The 24092-nt window shown below is 39.4% G+C and carries 22 protein-coding genes; 6 read left to right on the top strand and 16 right to left on the bottom strand.

Annotated features, from left to right (window positions below):
- Window positions 1–140: 140 nt before the first annotated feature.
- Together GXP67_RS32840 and GXP67_RS32835 are read right to left on the bottom strand one after the other, a co-directional pair.
- The gene (locus tag GXP67_RS32840; protein WP_162447035.1) at window positions 141–644 is read right to left on the bottom strand and encodes a transposase; all 504 of its coding nucleotides are present in this window, start codon (window positions 642–644) and stop codon (window positions 141–143) included.
- Window positions 641–1126: a MarR family winged helix-turn-helix transcriptional regulator gene (locus tag GXP67_RS32835; protein WP_162447034.1), complete on the bottom strand. Its 486-nt coding sequence runs from the start codon at window positions 1124–1126 to the stop codon at window positions 641–643. The genes GXP67_RS32840 and GXP67_RS32835 overlap by 4 nt, the downstream gene beginning before the upstream one ends.
- Before the next feature lie 304 nt (window positions 1127–1430).
- On the opposite strand from GXP67_RS32835, the gene GXP67_RS32830 reads away from it, so the two are divergent.
- A complete protein-coding gene (locus GXP67_RS32830) occupies window positions 1431–3803 on the top strand; it encodes a PAS domain-containing protein (RefSeq protein ID WP_162447033.1) in 2373 nt (790 codons plus the stop codon).
- Between the two features lie 153 nt (window positions 3804–3956).
- Here the strand turns inward: GXP67_RS32830 and GXP67_RS32825 are convergent, their stop codons facing one another.
- The 3 genes from GXP67_RS32825 to GXP67_RS32815 all read right to left on the bottom strand — a co-directional run bounded on the left by GXP67_RS32825 (window position 3957) and on the right by GXP67_RS32815 (window position 5943).
- Entirely contained in the window at window positions 3957–4727 is a 771-nt protein-coding gene (locus GXP67_RS32825) for a MerR family transcriptional regulator (protein WP_162447032.1), read from the bottom strand.
- Between the two features lie 204 nt (window positions 4728–4931).
- Window positions 4932–5327: a hypothetical protein gene (locus tag GXP67_RS32820; RefSeq protein ID WP_162447031.1), complete on the bottom strand. Its 396-nt coding sequence runs from the start codon at window positions 5325–5327 to the stop codon at window positions 4932–4934.
- A 193-nt stretch (window positions 5328–5520) separates the two neighbouring features.
- A complete protein-coding gene (locus GXP67_RS32815) occupies window positions 5521–5943 on the bottom strand; it encodes a T9SS type A sorting domain-containing protein (RefSeq protein ID WP_162447030.1) in 423 nt (140 codons plus the stop codon).
- Between the two features lie 577 nt (window positions 5944–6520).
- On the opposite strand from GXP67_RS32815, the gene GXP67_RS32810 reads away from it, so the two are divergent.
- A complete protein-coding gene (locus GXP67_RS32810; RefSeq protein ID WP_162447029.1) occupies window positions 6521–8305 on the top strand; it encodes an APC family permease in 1785 nt (594 codons plus the stop codon).
- 84 nt (window positions 8306–8389) lie between these two features.
- Here GXP67_RS32810 and GXP67_RS32805 read toward each other — a convergent pair whose 3' ends face one another.
- The 6 genes from GXP67_RS32805 to cysM all read right to left on the bottom strand — a co-directional run bounded on the left by GXP67_RS32805 (window position 8390) and on the right by cysM (window position 11696).
- A complete protein-coding gene (locus GXP67_RS32805) occupies window positions 8390–8905 on the bottom strand; it encodes a molybdopterin-dependent oxidoreductase (protein WP_162447028.1) in 516 nt (171 codons plus the stop codon).
- 121 nt (window positions 8906–9026) lie between these two features.
- Window positions 9027–9437 carry a winged helix-turn-helix domain-containing protein gene (locus tag GXP67_RS32800; RefSeq protein WP_232064734.1) on the bottom strand — a complete coding sequence of 137 codons (411 nt, stop codon included), beginning with the start codon at window positions 9435–9437 and terminating at the stop codon, window positions 9027–9029.
- 74 nt (window positions 9438–9511) lie between these two features.
- On the bottom strand, window positions 9512–9949 hold the full coding sequence (locus tag GXP67_RS32795) for a hypothetical protein (protein WP_162447027.1): 438 nt from the start codon (window positions 9947–9949) through the stop codon (window positions 9512–9514).
- Window positions 9950–10154: 205 nt separating this feature from the next.
- Window positions 10155–10499, bottom strand: coding sequence for a hypothetical protein (locus GXP67_RS32790; protein WP_162447026.1), 345 nt, complete (start codon window positions 10497–10499; stop codon window positions 10155–10157).
- Between the two features lie 33 nt (window positions 10500–10532).
- A complete protein-coding gene (locus GXP67_RS32785) occupies window positions 10533–10763 on the bottom strand; it encodes a hypothetical protein (RefSeq protein WP_162447025.1) in 231 nt (76 codons plus the stop codon).
- 51 nt (window positions 10764–10814) lie between these two features.
- Window positions 10815–11696, bottom strand: a complete 882-nt coding sequence (cysM, locus tag GXP67_RS32780; RefSeq protein WP_162447024.1) for a cysteine synthase CysM — start codon at window positions 11694–11696, stop codon at window positions 10815–10817.
- Between the two features lie 211 nt (window positions 11697–11907).
- Here cysM and GXP67_RS32775 point away from each other — a divergent pair, with 211 nt between their 5' ends.
- Complete coding sequence (locus GXP67_RS32775; RefSeq protein ID WP_162447023.1) at window positions 11908–12699, top strand: SAM-dependent methyltransferase; 792 nt, start codon at window positions 11908–11910, stop codon at window positions 12697–12699.
- Window positions 12700–12859: 160 nt separating this feature from the next.
- Here the strand turns inward: GXP67_RS32775 and GXP67_RS32770 are convergent, their stop codons facing one another.
- The 4 genes from GXP67_RS32770 to GXP67_RS32755 all read right to left on the bottom strand — a co-directional run bounded on the left by GXP67_RS32770 (window position 12860) and on the right by GXP67_RS32755 (window position 17169).
- On the bottom strand, window positions 12860–13801 hold the full coding sequence (locus GXP67_RS32770) for a hypothetical protein (RefSeq protein WP_162447022.1): 942 nt from the start codon (window positions 13799–13801) through the stop codon (window positions 12860–12862).
- Window positions 13802–13870: 69 nt separating this feature from the next.
- Entirely contained in the window at window positions 13871–15307 is a 1437-nt protein-coding gene (locus GXP67_RS32765) for an MBOAT family O-acyltransferase (RefSeq protein ID WP_162447021.1), read from the bottom strand.
- A 344-nt stretch (window positions 15308–15651) separates the two neighbouring features.
- On the bottom strand, window positions 15652–16848 hold the full coding sequence (locus GXP67_RS32760; RefSeq protein ID WP_162447020.1) for an anhydro-N-acetylmuramic acid kinase: 1197 nt from the start codon (window positions 16846–16848) through the stop codon (window positions 15652–15654).
- 105 nt (window positions 16849–16953) lie between these two features.
- Window positions 16954–17169, bottom strand: coding sequence for a hypothetical protein (locus tag GXP67_RS32755; protein ID WP_162447019.1), 216 nt, complete (start codon window positions 17167–17169; stop codon window positions 16954–16956).
- Between the two features lie 604 nt (window positions 17170–17773).
- On the opposite strand from GXP67_RS32755, the gene GXP67_RS32750 reads away from it, so the two are divergent.
- On the top strand, window positions 17774–18637 hold the full coding sequence (locus GXP67_RS32750) for a sigma-70 family RNA polymerase sigma factor (protein WP_162447018.1): 864 nt from the start codon (window positions 17774–17776) through the stop codon (window positions 18635–18637).
- A gap of 118 nt (window positions 18638–18755) precedes the next feature.
- Here the strand turns inward: GXP67_RS32750 and GXP67_RS32745 are convergent, their stop codons facing one another.
- The gene (locus GXP67_RS32745; protein ID WP_162447017.1) at window positions 18756–19451 is read right to left on the bottom strand and encodes a hypothetical protein; all 696 of its coding nucleotides are present in this window, start codon (window positions 19449–19451) and stop codon (window positions 18756–18758) included.
- A gap of 275 nt (window positions 19452–19726) precedes the next feature.
- Here GXP67_RS32745 and GXP67_RS32740 point away from each other — a divergent pair, with 275 nt between their 5' ends.
- Window positions 19727–22678 carry a glycosyltransferase family 117 protein gene (locus tag GXP67_RS32740; protein ID WP_162447016.1) on the top strand — a complete coding sequence of 984 codons (2952 nt, stop codon included), beginning with the start codon at window positions 19727–19729 and terminating at the stop codon, window positions 22676–22678.
- 359 nt (window positions 22679–23037) lie between these two features.
- Entirely contained in the window at window positions 23038–24060 is a 1023-nt protein-coding gene (locus GXP67_RS32735) for a DUF6268 family outer membrane beta-barrel protein (protein ID WP_162447015.1), read from the top strand.
- Window positions 24061–24092: the final 32 nt, after the last annotated feature.

Below are 24092 nucleotides of genomic sequence, written 5' to 3'. Positions count from 1 at the left end.
TCGGTGTTAGTAATAACAGGTAATCATGCTATAAGTAATTGAGAGATTTTGGTTTAGAATATCTAAAAATACAAATAACCGTCTCGCTTTATTTTATAATCCCAACCACTAACAACGAATTGTCAACAACTTTTTACTGTCTAATTAACTTTCAGTTGCAACAATTTCAGATACAAAGGAATGAGTCCGATGGAAACCGCTATAAAAATACCTACCCGGATATAATTCAAATTTCTCCAGATAGCAGCACGGCTGAGCAGATCCGTCTCTAACCCGCTTTTATTCGCAATTTTCTGAAACTCAATAATATTGGGAGCAAAGTAGATCAATGTCCACACCCGTACGGCAAAGTGAAGGGCAAACAGAACCAGGAGCCAGTTTCTGATCTCCAGTTTCCAGCAAAAAATAATGGCCAGAATAAAAGTAATTTCATGAATGGAATGCAGGCCAATCCAGAAAGGTTTAAAATCCAGTCCATATTTGCCTTTAAACAGCTGGAATGATTCCGGTGGAGAAGCTGTCCATTTGGGTACGATCACGGCGGTTTCAAAAATCTGTGCTCCGTTCATCAGAAAATAAACTAGGGTAGTAATCAGGAGCCATATTTCTGCTCTGTTTATATAGTGCTGCGTAATATCATTCATAGGGTTGTGTTTTTTGCATTTTCATTTAACTGTGTGGTGGTCTCTTTCATCATGGCAATGGCAGCTGTCAAATACCGCTCAATGATTGTGAGTTCTTGCTCATTAAAATTTGAAAGCATATCTAAAGTTTTGGTTTGAATTTGAGAGAAAATGCCTCTCAGCAGACTATTGGCCTTTTCAGTATCCGGCACAATTACGACCTTCCTCCGGTCTTCTTTGTCAAAACGTCTGCTTACCAGCCCTTTTTTCTCAAACCGGTCTATGAGGCCAGTTACCGCACCAGTTGTTAGACCAGTGAATCTGGCAAGTTCTCCAGCAGTCATTTCACCCTGTTGTATCAGGATTCCCAGATATTTATGGTCTGTTCCGGATAAGCCTACTTCCCTGGCAATGGCTTCATGCATCAGAATTGTAGCATCTGAAAATTGCCTGGCCATACTGTTGATAGAAGCAATTGTTTTTTGGTCAAATTCTCTAGGCATAACAAATTTATCTTAGAAAATAAATATCTTACTCGCTAAGATAAATTGAAAATAATATATCTTCCAAATTCTGGTAAAAATATATTATTTGAACGCCTATAAGGACAAGTGAATCTTACTGAGTAAATATCCCGTATTTATTCTACCTATGAATTTACTCCCGAATAAAGCAGCATTAACTCCCCAAAAATAGAGCAGTACCATTATTAAAATTCGTATTACATTTAAAGAGGGCAATCTGTTATTGATCATAATTTTACTACCTTAAAACCAAGCTGCTTAGCTTCTCTATACTGGACGTATCATGGATGCAGAAATCTTTTTTCAGTTATCTCCGCTGGCCCAATGTTGTTTAACACCTGATCTGCTATTGGTGAAATGGAATGATGCCTTTGAACAACTGGCAGGTATTCCGGTATGGGCCAACGATCCTTTGCAAAAATTTATACCTGCCAAAGCCCTGAAAGAGGTACATGCATTGATTACTTCTCTGAATAATGGAGAAACAAAAGAACTGACATTTGCTTTGCGCACCAATACCGTTAAAACTGCTCCCATCACCTGGAAAACACACCTGAATCAGGATAATTTACTCTATTTTATTCAACTACAAAATCAACCTGGTCCGAAAGCAAAAGAAACAAAGGAGACAGCAAAGAAAGCACCTTCTATTTCCCTGGATTCCCTGACAAGTATGGTTAATCAGTCAGGCGATCTGATTTCCAGATTTGACAAACAGTTACGGTTCACTTTTGTAAACCAGGAATTGCTCAGGCAGGCTAAGAAGTTGACTACGGGTCAGTTTCTGGGAAAAACCACCAAAGAAATGGCTCCTTTGCTTGGTATTTCGCAGGAAAATTTTACCCAGTGGACGAATGATTTACAGCAGGTTCTGGATACTGGCAAAGAAGTGATGCATCATAATCATGTAAACCTTCCTACCCATACCGTCCATTTCCAGACGATGATGTTTCCCGACTATTCAGATGGAGCAATATCAGGTGTACTGGTGATTACGCGAATAATTAATGAACTTAAAAATACTGAAGTAAAACTCAGGGAACAGAAAAACCTGCTGAAGCTGGTATTTGACTGTATGCAGGAAGGGGTAATGGTGATAGACTTGGAAAAGAATTTTGTACTTTCCAATAAAACAGCCCGTACAGCCATTCCAATCGATCTGTCTACAAAAAATTATGAGGAATGGGCGCAGCAGGTAGAATCTTTTTATCCCGATAAAAAAACCATTCTTCCTCCGGAAGAAATTCCTGTCATAAAAGCCCTGAGTGGGGAAACTGTATTTGACCATCTGGGATATTATAAACACAAAAAAACAAAAGAAGGCGTATTTATAATTATGAATGCGAGTCCTTTAACAGATGCTAGCGGAAAACTGATTGGAGCGGTAGCGGTTTTCAATAATGTATCAGACCGGATAAAAACACAGGAACAGATTGCATCTTCCCTGGCTACTCTGCAAGGGATCATTGAAAGCACCCAGGATATGGTTGTAGCCATTGATAAAAACTATTCTATACTTGCCATCAATTCTCCCGGACGTAAGAGTTTTGCCAATGTAGCAGGAAAATTGATAGATAAAGACAGTAACCTAATTGAGGTACTGGCAAACAGGCCTGACTTAGCAGAAGGAGTAAAACTTTCCTGGTACAGAGCTTTACAGGGCGAAACCTATATGATGATGCATGAAGCAGAAATGGGTTCAAACGATACCAGGTATTTTGAGTCTGTGTACAGTCCCATGTATGATGCCAAAGGGTCTGTAATTGGTGCTACCATGGTAGGCCGGGAGGTAACAGAAAAACTGGAGCAGGAAAGTGAGATTAAAGAACTGGTAAACCGGCTTATGAAGCTCAATCAACAATTCGAGGAGAAAAACAAGGCTTTACTTGCCGGCGAAGAAGAACTTTCTGCAGCCAATGAAGAACTAAAAACGCAGCAGGAAGAACTCCAGCATACAGTAGATGAACTAGCGGCACGTAATTTTGAGCTCGATCAGCTGGTTTACAAAATGTCCCATGATATCCGTTCTCCCCTCACATCTGTTTTAGGGCTAACGAATGTAATGAAAGTTGATCCTGATCAATCTCAATGGCCTGTATATATTAATCATATCGAAAACCGGGTTTTGACCCTGGATAGGTTTGTGCAATCGATGATCAGTTACGCAAAAGCCAACCGGAATGTCACAGAAGCCCAGTTAATTGACTTCGGCGCACTTTTAGAGCAATCTAAGCATGACCTTGCCTATATGAAAGGTTTTGATAGCATAGACATTACCCTGGAGTATAAAGGCGAAAATTCAGCATTTTACGGTGATTTGTTCAGACTGAAGATCTTATTCAACAATATTGTCTCTAATGCCATCAAGTACCAGAATCCATATGCAGAGAGTCATTATTTACAGGTATTAGTGGACCAGACACCAAAACAAGCGGTACTCACCTTTACAGATAATGGCATTGGTATTAAAGAAGATCACATCGCCAAAATATTTGACATGTTCTACCGGGCTACCGAACATACAGACGGATCTGGTTTGGGATTATATATCGTAAAACAAACCGTAGAGAAAATGAAGGGTAAGATCAGTCTGGAAAGCCAGTATGGCAAAATGACTAAGTTTATTGTGGTATTACCAAACATGGAAAAGGCATAATATTCCTGTAAGGGATGAAGTGGACATCTGCACAGTAAAATAGCCACAACCCAATTTGTTCACAGGTATTTAAATCTCGTAAACACATGAGTTGCGACTATTCAGTGTATTCAAAAATCCGATAGCTGTTTGCTTAATCTACTCACAAAAAGCCTATTTCAATTGCGTGTCTGCAAAATGGCGCATGGCTTTGCTCATAAATAAGGCATATTCCGGCTGAGGTATTCCCTCTGCCATTGTAAATCTTTCATCAGATACATATAATTGACCAAGACCGGCATAGGCATCTGCTTGCGGATCGGGTGAATTAGCGGTACCCCAGAAAGTGCGGATAATTGCATAATGACGCTTGATCTGTTGTTGTACTTTATCACTGGCCGGATCTTCCTGTAGCATGGAAAAGAGAGTCTTTGCAATCTGCTGGTTTTCTGCTTTGAGCTTTGCAAAATCTTGCTTGCTGAGTTGCCGCAAATAATTTTCCGATCTGGCCACAGTACTTTCACCATATTCAGCAATGGCTTCCTTGCGGTAGGCTTCTGCCTTATCTTTTGGCAGACCTTCATATAATTCTTCTGGAGTTAACATAATAGTTCCTTTTAAATGTGAAATAGTTTTATCAACCGTTTGCAACAATGTATATAACCTGTCATAGCGGTATTGGAGAGCTGTTTTGTGATGCTCCATGGCTTGTAGCATGTCGAAGTCCGGCTTATCTAGAATGTGGCCGATTTCTTCGAGGCTAAAATCCATTTCCTTATAAAAAAGAATTTGCTGAAGCCGCAATAGCTGTTTTTCTCCATACAACCGATACCTGGCCTCCGTACGGATGGCTGGCTTTAAGAGCCCCATCTGGTCATAGAGATGAAGTGTGCGTATACTCACACCGGCAAGTCTGGAAAGTTGTTTGACAGAGTAATTTTTCATTGTTTGCATCGATTGATGATACAAACATAAGCTATGACGTAAGGTGAGAGTCAAGTCTTTTTTGAAAAATATTTTATTTTTTTTCAAAAAAGTTTGAATTGGCAATTATTTGCCGACTGATCTGGGAATAAAAAAGCGGCAGGCCGGTGAAATATGGAATCATCTTGGGTAAGGATGAGAATATTAAATTATAGGCTAAGGAAATCATTTATTTACCACACGTACCAGATACGTTTGGGTAATATCTCCTGCTCCTTCTTCATTTACTTTTTTCCGGGAGAAAGTAACTTTCACTGTTCCAGGGGTTATGGCTTTGATCAGAAAAGTTTCTTTTGTTTGATTTTGAGATAGTGTCTGCTCAACGGTTTGTTTGCTCACATCCACTATTTCATTATTTTCTGAAGAAGCGACCAGTTGAATGGTAGTATCTGCCGGCACAGGCATTTGTACTTCTTTGATCTTTCCTACCACCAGCCTGATGTTTTTAGGTTTTTGAGTATTTTCGGCAGCAGATGTTCCTTGTCTATTGCAAGCGCTTGCTTGTACAAGTAATATAATAAGCAGGAAAAATCTGGCTACAGAGTAAGAATATCGTTCCATAAGAAATAATAGTTTGCATACACTTTTACTCTCTTCACCGATTAATGTTGCAATAAATGTGAATCGAACATGAGACACATCATATCTGGGAACTACTTGTAATTTTTTGCATAACTAACCAAAAGAAAACAGGCAGGAGAAAGATCACCTGCCTGTTTGAAAAAGAGAATATAGACTATGGATAAAATGTTTCTTACAAAGCTCTGGCAATGCGCTCCTGATAGGTCTCTACAGAGAAGGCATTAGAATAGCTCTGATGTTTGCTTTCGATTACCATGGTATAGGTACCATCTGTCATTTTAGAAACATCGAACTTGCCATTGAAGATAGCTACTTTACCAACTTCTTTTTTGTAGACAACCTCATGATCGCTGTTTTTGATCATGACCGTTACTTTTTCCTGAGCCGGGTTTTCAAACAGCACTTTCATGGTTAATGAGTTTTGTACAGGAAATACAGCTACTTTAAATTGATCTGAAGTCTGTGTATGGATGGCCGCATTATCAGCGAACTGTACACTTTGGGCAGAAGCATTGCCAGCAAAAAGGGTGAAAGCCAAAGCAAAAGCGGCTACTAAATTACGCATTACAGGAGTGGAAATGAATAGAGTTTTCATGAGTGTATGTTGTTTTTTGTTTGATTACTAATTTGTGTGTGCTTGTGTATATGTGAATTTTATACCATTTGATAGAGAAATGGCCAAAGAAGTTACCCATACAAGAAAACTAATCGATGAATGGCAAAAACAGCCGATGGGCGGTTAATATAACTGCTTCACATTATCGTAGAGAATAAATGACTGTTCCAGGAATTGTGCTACAACTCTCCACGAGTGTTCGTATTCAGAACAGATACTGTTCGTTTTTGTACACTTTTACTATCAAAAGGAAGATACTCTGCTTTTAATGCCTGAAAATGAGAATCTGCACACAAAATGGTTTCGTAAGGCGGTTCAGGTATTTTCATTAGTCAGAAAGCTCTGGCTTCCAGAGAAAAATTGAGCTTCAAATTTACTGGAGTCATGTAAAATGAAGTATGAGTATTCACTTTAGTTCATCCTGCAACAGCCTTTAAAGCTGATAACTCTTTTGAGTGAACTGCGTTAGAATTTATAAAAGAAAAAAGCAATTGTTATTAATTTTTTTCTACTTTCAATTAAATAATAAGACTGCTTTTAATTTATATTCATCCTTATGGAGCAGCTCAAGCAAGAGGTAAAGGATATCCTTGCAACCCCACATCCTCATAAGCTGACCGAATTGCCTGCAACGGCTATTTGTGGCAACGATATTAGTTCTTCCTGCTTATATGTATCGGCCCTGGCCATCATCTATGCCGGTCAGTATGCCTGGGTCGCTTTACTCATCGTTTCTCTGGTTTTATATCTGTTCAGAAGCATTTATGGAGAAGTAGTAGGCGCTCTTCCCTTGAATGGTGGGGCTTATAATGCCCTGCTGAATACAACTAGTAAAGCTACAGCTTCAATGGCGGCCTGCCTTACTTTGCTTTCCTATATGGCAACGGCTGTTATTTCCGCCAGCGAAGCCATGCACTATGTACACATTCTCTGGGAAGGATTGCCGGTGATCTGGGCAACGGTAGGCGTCCTGGCTTTATTTATGGCTTTAACCATTATGGGAATCGGCGAATCTTCAAAAGTGGCCATTGCAATCTTTCTCATCCACCTAGCCACACTTGTTTTGCTGGCAATTGCATGCGGCATCTACCTGATGGGAAATGGATTAGATACCTTATTTGCTAATTATCAGTTGCCAGTAAAAGGCAGCCTTGTCAGTGCCTTGTTTTTTGGATTTTCGGCGGCGATGCTTGGTATTTCAGGATTTGAGAGTTCGGCTAATTTTGTAGAAGAACAAGCCAGCGGTGTATTCCCCAGAACGCTACGGAATATGTGGATTGTTGTAAGCATATTTAATCCACTCATGGCATTGTTGGCTTTATCTCTGGTACCTATAAATGATGTAGGCGAGCACCAAGAGGCCTTATTGGCTTATATGGGTGATCTTTCAGGTGGAAAATGGCTGGCCTGGCTTGTATCCATTGATGCTGTTTTAGTACTCAGCGGTGCTGTGCTTACGTCATATGTAGGTGTGAGCGGCCTTGTTCACCGGATGACCCTGGACCGTTGCCTCCCGCAGTTTTTGCTTAAAACCAATAAAAGAGGTACCACCTACCGGATTATGATTGCCTTTTTTCTGCTCTGTATTTCTATTTTATTTATTACTAAGGGGGAATTAGGCGCCTTAGCCGGCGTATATACCATTTCTTTTTTATCAGTAATGGTTTTGTTTGGCTTAGGCAATATATTGTTAAAATTCCGCAGAGCCCGTTTGCCCAGGCCGGAACGTGCTTCAGGATGGGCTTTGTTTATAGCCATTGGTGCTGTACTTGCTGCTTTAATTGGCAATGCCGTAATGAATCCTGCGTACCTGTGGGTATTTATCAAATATTTTATTCCTACCGTAGCAATCGTAGGCATTATGCTTTACCGCATTGAATTATTACGGTTAATCCTATTTATCGTAAAATCATCCTCTGCCCCTATCCGGAAGATTTTGACGAATAAAGTATTGAAAGAATCGCACATCCGGAGAACCATGCGGGAAATCAATTCACAAGAGTTTGTGTATTTTACCAAAGGTGATAATGTGGTAAATATCAATAAAGTAATGCAATACATCATAAAGAATGAAGATACCCACCGGATAAAAATCGTAGCCATAGAAAACGAAAATCATAAAGTACCTGAACATCTGGCCTATGATATTGATGTATTAGACAGGGCCTACCCTGAGTTTGTAGTGGATTTTATTGTAATGAAAGGGCAATTTGGCCCCCGGCTTATTGATGAATTATCGCTAAAATGGAATATTCCTAAAAACTTCATGTTCATTGGCTCTCCTGGCGACCGGTTCCCCTACCAGATTTCAGAGTTGGGCGGCGTAAGACTTATTATCTGATACAAAAAAAATAATTACAATCCGGTTTAAGACTCTGAGCATACTGAAATGCAAAGCAAGAAACGGCTAATGGTCCAAAGGCCATTATTGTTTAGCCGAGAGAACCTGGATTGAAACTACTCTCCGGATCCAGCGGGCATGTTTTTTTTCTGCGGGAATAACGATACGGTAAGGGCCAATTCCTGTGGGTAATGGTTTTCCATCCTGCTTATCAGCTAACAAAATAGTTCTGTCGGTAAATTCAGGATCTACTTCTGCCAGTGAAAATAAGACTTCATAGCCATCAGCCGCATTTATCAGTATAAAATTAGAAAGATTATCTCCCTTTAGCTGGCTCCCCAATGATACGCCTGCCTGTTCTAAAATAGTGATCAGTGGTACACCACTATAGGTATGTATGGCACCATCCTTATCTTTGGCCTTAACATGTATATGTTTCAAGGTGCTGATATCTGCTGCTTTTAAGCTTATTGCCTTTGTAACTTCTCCGCTTACAGAAATACCCTGTTTTTCAGAAACAGACTGTGATAAAGCGTTTGAAGCTATAAGCGAACAGGCAAAAATCAATAGGAGCCATTTTGTTTGTTTATAAAGATGCATATAGATTTAGTGTTTATTAAAATCAATCGTTATATACAAGTATACATATCACTTCTTATAAAAACAGATGCGTATACCAAGCGCATCTGTTTCGTTATATACCCTAATATACAACGAAAATTTATTTATCCTGAAAATTGTCCATTAATTTTGCAAACGCCTTTTCTTCCTGTGCCAGAAAGGAGTTATAGCGATCATATAATGTTTTAAAGTAGGAAATCAGAAAATCTCCGGTTTGTGTTACCTGAGCTCCTCCCCCACTTTGTCCTCCCTTTTGGGTAAGTACAACCGGGGTGGAAGAGACTGTGTTCATTTCATCTATCAGAATCCAGGCTTTGCGGTACGACATGCCCATAATTTTTGCGGCCTGAGAAATAGAGCCGTGTTCTTTGATTAATTCGAGCAATTGGATTCTTCCGGGACCTATAAACTTTATTCCTTCTGCTTCAAGCCAGATCCGGCCTTTTACTTCAATTTTTTTTCTCGGGAGTTGCTGCATAGAAGCAATATAATTCTGTTTTGCGTATCCCACGAAAAAGCCCTCAACTAATTTTATAAAAATTAATTGAGGGCTTTTTAAATACCTGATTTCTGTAATTATATCATTTAAACTTTTACCAGAGAGACACTATGCCGCAACCATTGAAAGGCAGAGGACTCATCTGCAAACTGACTAATAACTATCTGTTCACCATGATGATCATCCAGATTATTTTTAAACTTATTCATGGCAAATTTGGCAAATACATCCTTGGGAACTACCAGAGCATGATATTTTATGCCAGCGCCCACCATAATTCCAGGCCACTCTTTTGTAAGCCAGGCTTGTGTATCCAGAGAAATCACTCCCAGATTTGTAGTATCGCCACACCAGGTTAATTGCGGATGGTTTTTTTTGAGTTCTTTGAAATGCGTGATCATTCTCATAAGTGCAGCACGTAAATCGCTGCTTGAAGGGTGGGATTTCCACCGGTGTGCCAGTACAGGTATCTCCGGATTAAAATAGCAAACAATAAAGTTTTCTTCAAATAGTATTTTTGTCATATTTTTAGAAGAGATTAGATTATTCTTCTAAGTAACAAAGTTACACCAACTCTATATCAGGCAATTTTTACATTAAAGTACTAGCGTAATAAAAAAGATAATTATTTGTATTTGAGGCATTATACATGTTGATACAAAAAGATATAATGAACATTTCTGTAAACATATAGACAATAAATCTGCCTACTACTATCTTTACTTTTGATCAGTGCGAATCCAGCACCTGGAGTGCTTCCTGATAATAAGAGATCAATCTGTTTTCCCGTCCTTGTAATTCACTCATCGAATTTCTTAACAGGATTAATGTCTCTTTCAGATTCTCCTTTTTATGGGGTTCCCGGCTTTCATAAATAGCCACCAGGGCATATATAGCATCTTTTACCAATTGCTGCTGGTCATAAAATTCAGTTAAGTGCATCGTTGTTTTAAAATCAGTACGCAAGGCTATATTGCTATTGAGTGCAATCTGCCAGGAGGTTGTATGAATGTTCTCCTGAATAATTCCTTTCGGTGCCAGCAAATAAAATTTAAACCCTATATTTCCAATCAATTTCTCCTGAAGGCTATCGTTGTTTAAGGCACCCTATATAGTATCTACTACCGAGTTATGAAAGGATACCAGTTTCTTTACAATTTGCTGATTCCAAATAATTTCCACCTGCACATTGCTTAAAATCTGTTCCGTCTGATGGTGTTCCATCCAGCTATTCCGCACTTCATTCAACATCAGGGCGAGCAGCACACTGAACACAATCATGAAAGCCTCTACCAGATACGTTTTTGCAATTCTGACCCTGGGTAATTTTAGTCTCAATGGAATAAAACAGATTTAACTGGTTTAACTAAAACAGAAACTAGGAAAGCATTAATTGAACAAATCAGATGATAAATAACGGTCGCCCCGGTCGCAAATGATACAAACCACCATACCCGAATCGAGTTCATTTATGAGTTTCAGGCTGGCTGCCACAGCTCCGCCACTACTCATACCGGCAAATACTCCTTCTTCTTTAGCCAGGCGTTTGGTCATGGCTACCGCTTCTTCTTCAGATACATCAATGATTGTATCGACACGTTCTCTTTCAAAAATTTTGGGTAAATATGCTTCGGGCCACCTGCGGATACCGGGAATATGAGATCCTTCTATGGGTTGTACACCCACAATCTGTACCTCTTTGTTTTTTTCTTTCAGGAATCTGGAAACTCCCATAATCGTACCGGTCGTACCCATAGAGGAAACAAAATGCGTAACTTTTCCTGCGGTATCTTCCCATACTTCCGGACCAGTGGTGCGGTAATGAGCCATATAATTATCCGGATTCCCAAACTGATTGAGCATCAGGTAGCCTCCCTTCTCCACCTGTGCCAGTGTATAATCAATTGCTTCCTCCATCGAGCCTTCTTCAGAGGTTAAAATTACCTTTGCTCCATAAGCTTCCATTGTCTGGATACGTTCTTTGGTGGCATTTTCGGGCATGACAAGTTCTATTTCTACATTAAATAAACGGGCAATCATCGCAAGCGCAATACCTGTATTTCCACTGGTGGCTTCAATTAATTTCATTCCTGGTTTCAATTCTCCCCTGTCGATGGCTCCTTTGATCATTCCATAGGCTGCCCGGTCTTTTACACTTCCTGCCGGATTATGCCCTTCCAGTTTTCCAAGTAACTGAACACCAGGTTTGTTTACAATTCTGTTTAGAGTAACCAGTGGCGTTTTTCCTATAAAATCTACTAATGATTGCATGTGTAAAATTATGAAATGGTTTTATTATTTAAACAAATGAAGAATCTCTCTTGGTTGCATGAGATAAATTTTCTCAGGAAACAGCTATTATTTTCGGGCAGCAAGATAATTGTTTACCTGAAAAAAATAACTTCAATTCACGATAAACAGTTTATATAAATATTCACTTATTCTGTTTTAGTACAACAATCACTAACCAATACTCAATTATATGAAACCAATTCAAAACCTATTTCCCAGAAGTGCCAAGTACGACGATAAATGGGTGAAAGACAATTCTATGGGGGAGAATGTTTTATTTAATCTGGAGAGTTTGTTGCAGGTTATGCCGCTCAAACCAGGAATGCGGGTATTAGACCTGGCTTGCGGCAAGGCGATTAGTGCCATATTTCTGGCCAAAGAATATGAAGTAGAAGTGTGGGCAATCGATGAAGCAATTTCTGCTACTGAAAACTATAAGCGAATCTGTGATAGTGAGTGCCAGAACAAGGTATTCCCTTTGCAGATAGATGCCAGACATTTACCTTTTCCAGAGTCCTTTTTTGATGCCATTGTCGTGATTGATTCTTACACATATTTTGGTACTGATGATAAATATTTACCTTATCTGGCCAAATTTCTAAAACCTGATGGAAGAGTAGGCATTGTAGATGTGGGATTTACTCATGAGATAGAAACTTTTGCCCAGGTACCTCCTTTTCTGAAAGCTGATTATTCCAGGTACTGGTATTTTATTCATACGGCAGACTGGTGGAAGAAAATGTGGGAACGCACTGGCCTGGTAGATATTACTTGTGCTGAGTTATTGCCAGGGGAACAAGCCAGTGCGATTAAAGCGCAGTATATAGCAGATTACCAGGATAAACCGAAAGAACCATTTGCAAGGGCGTTGCGGGAAGATAAAGAAAATATTATTACCTTTTTCCGGCTGGTAGGCACCCGTAAACCGACTGAGGCTTATTTGCAGGATTATAAGAAGGAAGCACGCAAAGGAAAAAAGTGAGAGGTTGAATGTAGATTTAGTATGTAGAATCAGCGCTATTTTAATGTAACAGTAATTTCAAAATTGAATACAAAGGCTGAATCGATCAATGAATTCAGCCTTTAAACATGATGCCTTTATCATCTAAATATTTTGTACTCACTACTTAATACTTGCATTATCAATCTATTAACAACGGATCATTTTGTTTTGATAATATCTGTTGCAGATTGGTATATACCTGCTGTGTATGTAGCTGTTTGCCATCCTGGTTAAGATGATATGAAGAATCAAAAAAATACCTGTCCGGATACAAAGCACTTTCAGGTGTGTTCAAAACGGTGAAGTCTGAAACTTTTTGTTTCGTTTGTGCTACAACAGCGCTGGGGGCGATTTCCATTGTAACTGATTTCTTTCTTGCAGGCGGAAAACTTATGAACACTTTCACCCCTTTTGACCGGCAAAAAGCTGCATACTCATTTAGCAATTCAAAATATTGCTGATCAGGTTTTTGTATGGTGATTTTGGTAGGTACAAAATTTTTGCTTTTCCCGATACAATTAATAGCATCTCCATGCAGGTTGTGTGAAGCCAGTAATTCCTTCTTCTCCGGATCGTTTGTAAGCAGGCTCTCCATCGACTGGTTTACTATTGAATGTGTTTGAATCAATTGATTAAACAATATGCGGCTATCGCTCAGCAAAAAATTTCTAAAATCTTTATTCTGATAGGCAACATCAATTAATTTATGGGTACCGAACAATCCTTCTCTGGAAGAAGAAAGTGTATATTCGGGAGAAAGAAGCACATAATCACCCGCTTTTAAATGCTTTTTGCTCCATTCCAGATAATAAGCTAATCCCTGATGATAGGTAATAGCTGCGTTTATAACCGGCCTGCCTAATTTCTTTTCCAGAAATCTGGAATCAAACCCATATCTGGCATTCGATCCTCCGATAATGATCATTTTTGGCTCATTGCTGAGCTGTACTAATTGCCTGTTTTTCAGGTGAAACAATACGGAAAATGGGTTCTCGGTAGATACCTTATATATAAGCAGAATGATAAATAGTGTTCCGATACCTGTTGCAAAAAGTGTACATTTTAACAAAAATTTCTTCATTGATTAGGTAGTTTAACATATGCTGGAAAATCGAACTTAAATAGTTAGAAAACCCAATGTATGAATGAATTAAAACTGGAAATAGATAAAGTCATTGGCATTGTTGGTAAAGAAATTTTTAAATACTATAAAAAACACCAGAAAGTAAGCCGACCATCTTACCAGCACTGGCGTAGTTTCAATGGTAAGCGGATGAGCCTTTTCCCGTTGTATCCATTCAATGAGCACCAAAACTAAAATCCAGGGCATATACTTAAGATACTCCTGAGAGGGAAGCGTAAATAAGCTCCAGGAAAACATCTCTTGCAGGTAGTTGAACGCCTGGCTTATATTTGCTGCCCTGAAAAAAACCCAGGCGATGCAGGTAAGCAGAAAAGTTGTAGCCATCTGAAACACTTCTTTTGCTGAGGGCAATAGCTTTCCTTCAGCCGCTATATTAAGATGAGACCTGTTTTTATTACCCAGCAGCAACGGCAAAAAATAGAGTCCGTTTAAAAATCCCCAAGCTACAAAGGTCCAGTTGGCACCATGCCAGAATCCGCTTACGGTAAATATAATGAGCGTATTTCTGACAGTTTTTAACAAAGTTCCCCGGCTCCCTCCTAAGGGTATGTACAAATAATCTTTAAACCAGGTAGACAGTGAAATATGCCACCGGCGCCAGAATTCGGCCATATCTCGGGAAAAATAGGGATAAGCAAAATTCCGCATCAAATCAAAACCAAATAATTTAGCTGTACCAATGGCTATATCCGAATATCCTGAAAAATCTCCATAAATCTGGAAAGCAAAATATACAGCCCCCAATAACAAAACACTTCCTGGCAGAGCTTCATGGTTATCGAAAATTCTATTTACCATACCTGCACAGGTATCGGCTATCACTACTTTTTTAAATAAACCCCACAAAATCTGCCGCATGCCATCCGCTGCCTTGGCTGTGTCAAACTTTCTTTCTACATAAAATTGTGGCAACAGATTAGAAGCCCGCTCGATGGGTCCGGCTACGAGTTGTGGAAAAAAGCTTACAAACGCCAGAAAGGCCACCGGGTCATCCGTTGCTTTCAGGGTTCTGCGATAAATATCAATAGTGTAGCTTAAGGTCTGAAAGGTATAAAAACTGATACCTACGGGAAGGATAATCTGCAGTGTAGTTGCCTGCAAGGTGATTCCAAGAGAGCCAAAAGCGTCTACAAATGAATCGACAAAAAAGTTGAAATACTTGAAGAATCCAAGCATCCCCAGATTCACAATCAGACTAGTATATAAGAGCCATTTACGTTTACTGGTATTATCTGTCCTGTCTATGTTTAACCCAATAACGTAATCGAGTATACTGCTAAAAAATATCAGAAAAAGAAAACGCCAGTCCCACCAGCCATAAAATACATAACTAACTACGACAATAAGCAGATTTTGTACATGTAGTCTTTTATTGAATACAAACCAGTAAAGAACAAAGACAATCGGTAAAAATGCAGCAAAATGAAAGGAATTAAATAGCATGAGTGTAATATTTTACACATACATTCAAGGCTTTTTAACCGCAAACCATCCTAGAATACAGGACTAGCTTAACACAATAAAAATCCATCAAATTAAAACACTGACTATTAATTACTTAAAAGTAAAAATTGCATTAAAAGTGTTCTTGTATGAAGTATAATATTTCCCAAACTAAAAGAAATTTAAAAAAGTGTATGTAATGAATATAAACAATCATTCAAAACAAGGCATAATTATTTAAGAAAACAACACCTAAAATTGCAGCTTCCAAAGATTTTATATATATAAAAGAAGATATATTACTAGAGAGCAGAAGTTTTCTGATAATAAATTATTGGATTTACCTATAGAGCAAATGAGACTTTTCCCATATAAACTCCAGGAATACCAGGACTTTTTGACTGATTTTGAAGGCTTTCGCCAGCAATACTTTCGTTGGCGAGAATAGCAAATAGCACTGCTTCTTTGGCATCCGGAGCAATTTGCAGGGCAGAAGTATCTTTAAAAATATATCCTGGCAGCAAAATCCGTAGCATTCGCATGATAACCGGATTGTGCATGCCCCCTCCACTGGCATAGATAACAGGCGTAATAATAGAAAAGCAACGAAGAATGGCATCTGCAATCGATTCTGCGGTAAATCTGGTGAGTGTTGCTATGATGTCTTCCGCAGATAAACCCTGCGTTTGGGACTGTTGCTGTGCCTGTTGCACGTAAGCAATATTAAACAGTTCCGGACCGGTCGTTTTAGGAAAGCCTGCCTGAAAAAAAGGATGCCCTTTTAAACTTCTCAATAATTCCTGGTTTACTTTCCCACTATCGGCTATCGATCCATTTTCATCAAAAGGTTTGTTAAAATATAATCTTGTAAATGCATCTATCAGCGTATTGCCAGTACCTACATCCGTAGAAAACATCTGGGAAGCATCTAAATTTCCGGGCAAATACGTAAAATTTGCAATACCTCCCATATTCAACATGATCCGGTCTTCTCCTTTTTTTGAAAACAGTATATAATCGCCGTAAACAGCAAGGGGTGCGCCCTCCCCTCCGGCAGCAATATGTTTCTGCCTGAAATCGCTCATGGTAATAATACCAGTTTTTACCGCAATATGATCTCCATCCCCAATCTGAAGAGTTGCATTCGGAAATTGAACTATCTGATGTAAATGTTTAGGCGCATGATAAATGGTTTGGCCGTGACTGGCGATCAGGTCAACTTGTTGTGGAGGAATATTCCATTTTTGGAGGCAATCCAGAATCATAGATGCATGCAAGGTACCAATCCAGGCATTTAAGAGGCAAATCTGCTGGAGGTCAGTGTCGCGCTTTGAAAATACTGGCCTGATCTCTTTTTTTATCTCTTCTGTATAAGGTACAGTTTCAAATTGCAGCAATTCGACTTCAGTAGAGAGGCCACTTCCTTTGAACCGGCATAAAGCCACATCCAGGCCATCAAGGGAGGTACCGGACATTAATCCAATTATGGTTCGTTCAGATTTGGATGCAATAGTATAGAGGCTGGCTATATTTGGATTCATGAAGTGAGAAGATTATATGATCTGGGCAGTGAACAATTACACAAGTGTCGTTTATTTATTTGCTGTTCACAAATATATCATATTCATCCTATCCCTCACATGCATTCAAACTTCACGCTCATCCTTAGGATTCATGTATACATCCATGCCATATTGATGATATACTTCTAATCCTTTGAAAATTTCGTCAGCATCATTTCCATAGGAAGACTCGAGGGCACTCTTTGCTACGGAAGGACCAATATTGACGTAAATCCAGTGAAAGTCTTTTATTTTACTTCCTATATTTTTATATACATTATTACTATTCTTCGATGGCATGTTTTTTTTGAAAAATTAATTCATAATTATTCACCCTATACAATATTATATTCTTCACAACGTTTATATAATCAAACTCTTCACCTCATCCTGCATGTTAAATTTCAATAGGATTAAGTTCTTTGGCCAAATTCTGCAAAAATTTAATATTTATCCAAGCTAAAAAATTTTAATTGATATTTCCAATAATCTATTACTTTTGTATTCCAATAGCTCAAAATTCAGTAACAAATCTGCTATTTTTTACTCCCATATTACTACAAGGTTATGAATCAATTACTTAAATATGAAAAAAAATTTGGGATTATGAAAACTTTTCTGAATCACAAATTGTATTAAGCAAAGAAGCAATAACCAGGAATGCAGTGATGGATAAATTAGCCGGATTATACTTTTTGAATACAACTAACCATATTTCCCGTCTACACCCTGAAACAGTAAGGTTACTTATCCTTATCTTATGGGGATTCAGTTTGAGTTTTCCTCACATTTTTTTGGCAGAATAAATTTATAAAGAAAATGGCTGTTCATGCCCAAACATGTTCGGCTTGCATACTATTGTTTGAGAATTATTGATAATGAAATAAATGAGTAAACTAAAGTAATGAGACAGTTAAAAATAACCAATTTAATCACAAACCGCGATAGTGCTACTATAGAGAAGTACTTCAACGACATTTCTAAAGTAGAACTGATCACGCCGGATGAAGAAGTAGAACTTGCCCGCAGAATTAAATTAGGCGATCAGGTGGCTCTTGAGAAATTAGTAAAAGCTAATTTGAGATTTGTTGTGTCTGTAGCAAAACAGTATCATCACAGCAAAATCCCACTCAACGACCTTATCAACGAAGGAAATGTAGGCCTGATCAAAGCTGCTAAAATGTTCGACGAAACCAAAGGCTTCAAATTTATTTCGTATGCCGTTTGGTGGATCCGTCAGGCGATTATGGAAGCATTGGCAAATAATTCACGGATAGTGCGTATTCCGGCCAATAAAATTGGTGAATTGTCTAAAATCAGTAATGCTGCTTCCATTATGGAGCAGCGATTTGAGCGTGAGCCTACCAATGAGGAACTGGCCGACTTTCTCGGTATCCATGTAGATGATATTAAAAGCACGAATACAGCTTCTATTCGTCAGTCTTCGCTGGATGCACCATTCGAAGAGGATGAAGGAAACTCATTACTGGACGTTATCAAAAATCCTGATGCTGACCCAGCTAATACGATTCTTCCAGATAGAGAATCACTGAAAGTGGAATTAGCCCGTTTGCTGTCTACGCTTGCCGACCGTGAACAGGAAATTATCCGCCGTTTGTTCGGAATTGGTTTTGAATACAACCAAACCATGGAAGACATTGCAGAAAGCATGGGATTAACCCAGGAGAGAGTACGGCAGATTAAAGAAAAGGCCTTGAAAAAACTGCGTTGTCATTCAGGTGTGCGTCTGCTTCAGCCTTTCATATAGTATATTGTAATTTACAGGACTATTCTGTATAAATATAAAAAATCCGGATATTTAAGTATCCGGGTTTTTGTTTTATCCATACTTGTTCTACAATAATATAAGTCACTCTTTTTTCTTTCTAAAGATCAACAATGGTTCCTTCATCCGTATCATCTACGCCAGCCTGATTTCCCCGTTGGGCAGAACCAGTGCCACTGTCTATATCTTCAATTCTTTCTCCCCTATCGTTGGAAGCTGCCCCACTACCAGTACCAGGAATTCTTTCGCCTGGCTTTCTGTGGACTTCCACATATTTGCCACCTGGAGAAGATGGATCTTTACCTGCATTGGATGAACCAATATCGCCACTTTTAATCACCGCACCTGCCCCGTAATTTTCCTGGGGTGATTCTATAGCTTCTGCCGGTGTAGTCACTTGTCCAGCCGTGGTAGCGCCATCTGAAGATGAATACATATTGCCAGTAGTGCCACCATCTGTCAGATCAAGTGACGATTCATCCACCGTCCGGCCGGTCATTTTTCCGATAGCATCGGGGTCGTTCTCCGTAATGCGTTTATTGTCTTCATTCTCTTCCTGTTCTCCCTCAGAAGCAAATTCATTTACAGGTTCGTTCCTGTCATCAAAATCATCAGAACCACCAGTATTTCCTGTCTGGTTTCCACCCTGCCCTGCACTACCTCTGTTGCCATCCATACTCGTATTACCTGGTCCGCCCTGGTTAGCCTGAATGGTTTGTTTATAATATGCCAATGCTGCCATGGCAACACTTGTCAGAAATAAATTATTGTGTTTGGTTTTCAGATTAGTTTTCATAATAAAATCATAATGGTTATACATACTAAGCACATGCTTATTTCAGTTTTGCTTATGTACGGAGAACTGGGCCACTTTGATGTATTTTTCAGATTATCAATGAAAACAAGCAGTGATTCAAAAAATAAAACTGTAGCGGAATAAAGTAATAATGAAGCAAATTATTATAGATGATCAGCTCATTTTGTTTTTCAAAAGCTGGTGACGCAAACATCTTGTTTAAGTAATAAATTCTAAGTAGTATTCGTAGTAAATTTCCTTTCTCACTTTTTCATATGAACAATTACAGGAAGATAAACAACCTGACTGGCTGGAGCGTATTTGCCAGCGCTTTAGCGGTATATGTCAACACGGTAGAACCCACGGCAAGTCTCTGGGATTGTGGTGAGTTTATTGCCAGCTCTTACAAATTACTGATTCAGCATCCTCCTGGCGCTCCATTCTTTTTGCTGGTCGGAAGAATGTTTTCGTTTTTAGCTGTAGGAGATACTGCACAGGTTGCTTTCTGGATTAACATTTTATCTGCCTTGTGCAGTGCCTTCACCATCCTGTTCCTATTCTGGACAATTACGCTGCTGGGGCAGAAGGTAATGAAAACCTCTGATGTACCTGCTATGCCTCAAACAGTAGGTTTAATGGTTGCCGGTGCGATTGGCGCCCTTGCTTATGCGTTTACAGATACATTCTGGTTTTCTGCCGTTGAAAGCGAGGTATATGCCATGTCAACCTTATTTACAGCATTTGTCGTATGGGCTATCCTCAAATGGGAACATATAGTAGAAGAAAGTGCCGCTAATCGATGGCTGATCTTAATTGCCTATATTATAGGGCTTTCCATTGGAACGCACCTATTGAACCTGGTTACCATTCCGGCACTTGCCCTTGCCTATTATTTTAAAAAATACAAACCTACTTTCAAAGGTGGTTTCCTTTCCCTTTTTGTTGGCCTGTGTATCATTGGAGTGCTGATGGTGGGTTTGAGAACAGGTTTGCCTTCTGTTGCCGGAAAGTTTGATGTATTTTTTGTAAACACCCTGGGATTACCCTTTAATAGTGGTTTAATTGTATTCGCCTCATTACTGATTGGTGCGCTGGTATATGGCATTTATTATTCCATCCGGAAAAATAAAGTGAGTCTGAATACAGCTTTGCTGGGTGTTGCTTTTATACTCATTGGGTATTCTTCTTATTCGATCATTATGATCCGGGTACAGTATAATCCGCCGGTAAACCTGAATAACCCCAATGATATTACCGGCTTTATGTCGTATCTGAACATGGAACAATATGGCAGTGGGCGGCCGCTGTTTTATGGACAATATTTCACTGCAGATATTATTGATCAGCAGAAAGGAGCAGTAAAATACAAAAAGGGTAAGGATAAATATGAAGTGTACGATTATGAGTTCAAAAACACCTATGATCCTAAACAAAGCACCATTTTCCCCAGAATGTATAGCCGTGACAGAAATCATGCCCAACTATACCGCCAGATGCTGGGAATACGGGAAGGAGAAAAACCTTCCATGGGCGATAATCTGCGCTTTCTGTTTTCGTATCAGCTAGGGCATATGTATGGCCGGTATTTTATGTGGAATTTTGCCGGAAAAGACTCAGATCAGGAAGGCGCAGGCTGGATGGCATCACTAAGTTCAGATAGTAAACTTCCTTCTGAAATTTCTAATAATAAAGCGCATAATCAGTTTTATATGCTGCCCCTTATTCTGGGTGTGCTGGGTTTGATCTATCAGTTTGCCAGACATAAGCAAAGCTTTTTATTTGTTACCCTGCTATTTTTCCTCACTGGAATTGCGCTTGTACTGTATTTAAATTCCCCTCCTACTGAACCCAGAGAACGCGATTATATTTATGTTGGCTCATTTTATGCCTTTGCCATCTGGATGGGACTTGGTGTTCTGGCTATTTGCGATTATATCAGCAAACTGGTAAAACAGGAGATGCTTCGGCCAGTTATTGCCGGTGCACTATGTGCAACAATCCCTGTGATTTTAGCCAGTCAGAACTGGGATGACCACGATCGTTCCGGAAGATACTTTGCTGTGGACTCAGCTAAAAATCTGCTCAACTCCTGTGCACCGAATGCCATTCTGTTCACCAATGGCGACAATGATACCTATCCGCTCTGGTATGCGCAGGAAGTGGAAGGTGTACGAAGGGATGTACGGGTATGTGTTACTCAGTTTATGGGCACCGACTGGTATATTGACCAGCTTAAGCGCAAAACCTACGATTCTGAGCCGCTGCCTATCTCCCTGAAACCAGAAAATTATGTAGCTTCTGCTAACAATCAGATCTTTTATTATGAAAATCCGAATATCAAAAAGGGGATCAACTTGCAGGAATACCTCAAACTCATCCGTGATGATCACCCGGCCTTAAAAGTTCCGCTACAAAATGGAGAAAGCATAAACATTTTGCCTTCCAATAAATTAGTTCTACCGGTAAACAGACAAGCTGTTTTACAGAAAAATTTCATTCCCAAAGAATTACAGGGATTGCTAAAAGATTCTATGGAATTTGAGCTTAACAAAGATCACCTGTTTAAAGACGATCTGGTTTTTCTGGACATTCTGGCTAACAACAATTGGGAAAGGCCAATTTATTTCTCTTCTTTATTTACCGCTGCCAAATATAACTTGTCTTCTTATACCCAAATTGAAGGAATGGTTTGCCGTTTACTGCCTGTACAGGTTCCAGGAGCAGAACAAGGTTTTGTAAATGCTGATATTTCCTATGATAATCTCATGAATAAATGCGAATGGCGGGGACTGGATGATCCCAAGGTGTATCATGATGAAGTGCACCGTAACTATATCAGCAACTGGGGACGGTTGAGTTATTTACAGTTAGCTACTCAGTTTTTGAATGAAAACAATCAGGCCAAAGCCAAAGAAGTACTGCTGCATTCGCTGAAAACCATACCAGATGAAAGTATTCCCTATGACAGGATTTGCTCGTTGTATGTAGCTCCGCTGATGGCTGTAGGCGAACAGAAAAAAGCGCTTCAAATAGCCAGCACCATGGCAAGACGGGCAGATGAAAATTTGAGTTATTACCTGGATAATCAAATCACAAACAGAGTTGCTTTGCAGGAAAACCTGGTCATCCTTAACCAGCTGGCCACCGTGATGAAAGAGGAAATCCCGGCAGAAGCTCCTCATTACCAGGCTTTGTTCGACAAACATTATACCCGTTTTCAGCAATAAAAAGGTTATTTAGAATGGGCAGTCAATTGCATATTGCTACTACTATAGGTATAATATAACAGTAGGCCATTTCTGCCCATCCTAAACCCAATTTTGCACTCATGCAGACAGGCAGACTTAGGCGTTGACATACCGGAAATATTCAACTAAATTGAATGTACGCAGGTAGCCACAGTTACTGGAAAACGGAACAATTTATGGCAAAAAATAGTCATACCAAATATTAGATATTATACGTTAAAATATCAGTTTACTTTTAAAAAATTTAGTAATAAAGTACATCTCTGATTCAATAGATATTTCGTGAGGTGAAGTAGAGTCAAACTGCGTACATTTGAAATTGCATCTTTCTTTCATATATGAAGTATATCTTGTCCATTGCTTTTTGCCTGCAATGGGTATTCCCCCTGCTGGCGCAGGAGTCTATTCTCAATTGTACTGATTCGAGTTATTGTGTACCTGCCGTAACGGGTATGCCCCGGACCAAGGGAATTATCATCCGTCAGGAACGTATTATGGATTATGGCATCCGCTCTAATTCCAAAAGCGACATGCTCCGGAGCGGAAGTGGACAAGTAAGCAGCAATCGCAGGTGGGAATTCAAACTCAGGTTACCCATCATTTCCAAACCTAATTTTGCCATCGCAGCCGGTATTCATTATAATGTGGAAGAATATAAATTTGAGCCGCCTCAGAATGAGGAATATCCCTTATATAAAAGCCTGGAGGATAAATCGCTTAAAAGCATTGGAGGTTCTATTTACGTAGTAAAACCCTGGCGGGGCAAGAGGTACTTTTTACTTCGGGCAAGCGGCGACCTGAATGGAGATTATGGCGCAGATGGAATTTCCAAGAAAAATTTCCTTCAGTTCAGTATAGCTCCTTTGATCGGCTGGAAAGCGAATGATAATACTTCTTATGCGTTTGGATTCGCTTATGGCTACAATTTTGGCCGTCCGGTGATTTCTCCCCTGATTTCCTACAATCATACATTTAATAAACACTGGGGTCTGGAAACCATGCTCCCAACCAAAGTAAAAGTTCGCTATTCACTCAATGAGAAAACCTTATTTTTTGCCTCTACCGAATTAAATGGAGCCCGGTATAATATCCGGCTGGCAGATTCTGTACTGGCAAAGAGAGGGAATTTTTACCTTCAAAAGGCAGAGATCCGGTATTTAATTTCTTTTGAGCGTGAAATACACGACTGGCTCTGGTTCGGACTGGAAGCTGGCTTACGTTCCAATATTAATTTCAGCCTCTCCGACAAAACCGGCCCGGCCAGAAATGCATTGATCCGTAATCAACTCAATCATGCGATGCTGGTTAGTTTTAGCCTGTTTGCCGTAGCGCCACGAAAATTCCTAAAAACAAGGAATTGATAAAAAATGCTGGTTGACGAGAGAGTGGTTTT

The sequence above is a fragment of the Rhodocytophaga rosea genome (assembly GCF_010119975.1).
GTDB classification, from domain to species: domain Bacteria; phylum Bacteroidota; class Bacteroidia; order Cytophagales; family 172606-1; genus Rhodocytophaga; species Rhodocytophaga rosea.
Note: the sequence above shows the minus strand (reverse complement) of the source record. Positions and strands in the feature narration are given on the sequence as shown.

Bases quoted from the DNA above. Each gene is read 5' to 3' on its own strand.
- GXP67_RS32840 (WP_162447035.1), bottom strand. From the start codon at position 644: ATGAATGATATTACGCAGCACTATATAAACAGAGCAGAAATATGGCTC.
- GXP67_RS32835 (WP_162447034.1), bottom strand. From the start codon at position 1,126: ATGCCTAGAGAATTTGACCAAAAAACAATTGCTTCTATCAACAGTATG.
- GXP67_RS32830 (WP_162447033.1), top strand. From the start codon at position 1,431: ATGGATGCAGAAATCTTTTTTCAGTTATCTCCGCTGGCCCAATGTTGT.
- GXP67_RS32825 (WP_162447032.1), bottom strand. From the start codon at position 4,727: ATGAAAAATTACTCTGTCAAACAACTTTCCAGACTTGCCGGTGTGAGT.
- GXP67_RS32820 (WP_162447031.1), bottom strand. From the start codon at position 5,327: ATGGAACGATATTCTTACTCTGTAGCCAGATTTTTCCTGCTTATTATA.
- GXP67_RS32815 (WP_162447030.1), bottom strand. From the start codon at position 5,943: ATGAAAACTCTATTCATTTCCACTCCTGTAATGCGTAATTTAGTAGCC.
- GXP67_RS32810 (WP_162447029.1), top strand. From the start codon at position 6,521: ATGGAGCAGCTCAAGCAAGAGGTAAAGGATATCCTTGCAACCCCACAT.
- GXP67_RS32805 (WP_162447028.1), bottom strand. From the start codon at position 8,905: ATGCATCTTTATAAACAAACAAAATGGCTCCTATTGATTTTTGCCTGT.
- GXP67_RS32795 (WP_162447027.1), bottom strand. From the start codon at position 9,949: ATGACAAAAATACTATTTGAAGAAAACTTTATTGTTTGCTATTTTAAT.
- cysM (WP_162447024.1), bottom strand. From the start codon at position 11,696: ATGCAATCATTAGTAGATTTTATAGGAAAAACGCCACTGGTTACTCTA.
- GXP67_RS32775 (WP_162447023.1), top strand. From the start codon at position 11,908: ATGAAACCAATTCAAAACCTATTTCCCAGAAGTGCCAAGTACGACGAT.
- GXP67_RS32770 (WP_162447022.1), bottom strand. From the start codon at position 13,801: ATGAAGAAATTTTTGTTAAAATGTACACTTTTTGCAACAGGTATCGGA.
- GXP67_RS32765 (WP_162447021.1), bottom strand. From the start codon at position 15,307: ATGCTATTTAATTCCTTTCATTTTGCTGCATTTTTACCGATTGTCTTT.
- GXP67_RS32760 (WP_162447020.1), bottom strand. From the start codon at position 16,848: ATGAATCCAAATATAGCCAGCCTCTATACTATTGCATCCAAATCTGAA.
- GXP67_RS32755 (WP_162447019.1), bottom strand. From the start codon at position 17,169: ATGCCATCGAAGAATAGTAATAATGTATATAAAAATATAGGAAGTAAA.
- GXP67_RS32750 (WP_162447018.1), top strand. From the start codon at position 17,774: ATGAGACAGTTAAAAATAACCAATTTAATCACAAACCGCGATAGTGCT.
- GXP67_RS32745 (WP_162447017.1), bottom strand. From the start codon at position 19,451: ATGAAAACTAATCTGAAAACCAAACACAATAATTTATTTCTGACAAGT.
- GXP67_RS32740 (WP_162447016.1), top strand. From the start codon at position 19,727: ATGAACAATTACAGGAAGATAAACAACCTGACTGGCTGGAGCGTATTT.
- GXP67_RS32735 (WP_162447015.1), top strand. From the start codon at position 23,038: ATGAAGTATATCTTGTCCATTGCTTTTTGCCTGCAATGGGTATTCCCC.